Source organism: Methylosinus sp. R-45379 (assembly GCF_001644125.1).
Lineage (GTDB): Bacteria > Pseudomonadota > Alphaproteobacteria > Rhizobiales > Beijerinckiaceae > Methylosinus.
In genome coordinates, this window is the sequence record NZ_LUUM01000088.1 from 1 (window position 1) to 1,449 (window position 1,449).

The 1,449-nt window shown below is 61.8% G+C and carries 1 protein-coding gene; it reads left to right on the plus strand.

Translation table 11 applies throughout. The annotated features are described in order from the left end of the window. Window positions 1-286: 286 nt before the first annotated feature. Window positions 287-1,449, plus strand: a 1,163-nt coding sequence (locus tag A1351_RS04220; protein ID WP_064032322.1) for a class I SAM-dependent DNA methyltransferase, incomplete at its 3' end; no start/stop codon positions are given.

Below are 1,449 nucleotides of genomic sequence, written 5' to 3' on the forward strand. Positions count from 1 at the left end.
GGAGCGCCAATAAAATCAAATAGTTAGATGGCGTAAGCCGCGGCGATGCGGGCGCGTGCCCAACTTCTGCCCAATAAGCGTCGGCGAACGCGAGCGATCGGGAGCGGACAAAGAAGGGCATCCGGCCTCGATTCGCTTGTCTTGCCGCTCTGCGCACGCTCTCTCCTCGCTCGCGCCGTCGTCTCGGGCTTGCTCGCGGCCGGAGCGGCGGCGATACTCGCGCCGTTATGAGTCGGGCGGCTTTTCGCGCGCCCTGATCGATTCGTTCCGCGCAGGGTCCGCCCAAGTGAACCACCAGTCCCTTTCCGCCTTTATCTGGTCGGTCGCCGACCTCCTGCGCGGTGATTACAAGCAGTCCGAATATGGCAAGGTGATTCTGCCCTTCACCGTGCTCCGCCGCCTCGACTGCGTGCTGGAGCCGACCAAGGCTGCGGTGCTGACGGAGCTGGCCGACAAGCAGAAGGCAGGGCTCAATCCCGATCCGTTCCTGCTGCGCAAGGCCGGACAGAGCTTCTACAACACGTCGTCGCTCGACATGCGCCGCCTCATGGGCGACCAGGATCATATTCGCGAGAACCTGTTCGCCTATGTGCAGGGATTCTCGCCCTCCGTGCGCGACATTTTCGAGCGCTTCGACTTTGCGACGCAGATCGAGCGCCTCGCCAAGAACGGGCTGCTCTATCAGGTTGTGGAAAAATTCGCGGGGATAGACCTTCATCCAGAGGCCGTCGACAATAGCCAGATGGGCCTCGTGTTCGAGGAGCTGATCCGCAAATTCGCGGAAGTTTCCAACGAGACGGCGGGAGAGCACTTCACCCCGCGCGAGGTCATCCGTCTGATGGTCAATCTGATCTTCGTCGAAGACGACGACGTGCTGACCAAGCCCGGCGTTGTGCGGACGATTTACGATCCCGCCGCCGGAACCGGCGGAATGCTCTCGGTGGCCGAGGAACATCTCACCTCGATGAACCGCAAAGCGCGGCTCACCATGTTCGGCCAGGAGCTGAACGACGAGAGCTACGCCATTTGCAAGGCCGACATGCTCATCAAAGGGCAGGATGTCGCCAACATCATCGCCGGCAACACGCTGTCGGACGACGGCCACACCCATCGCAAATTCGACTACATGCTCTCCAATCCGCCCTTCGGCGTCGAGTGGAAGAAGGTCGAGAAGGACATTCGCAAGGAGCATGAAGCCCAAGGCTTCAACGGCCGCTTCGGGCCGGGCCTGCCGCGCGTGTCGGACGGCTCCATGCTCTTCCTCATGCATCTGCTGTCGAAGATGCGGCCGGCGAAGGACGGCGGCAGCCGTTTCGGCATCGTGCTGAACGGATCGCCGCTCTTCACGGGCGGCGCCGGGTCGGGCGAGAGCGAAATCCGTCGCTATGTGCTCGAGAATGACCTTGTAGAGGCCATCATCGGCCTCCCGACCGACATGTTCTACAACAC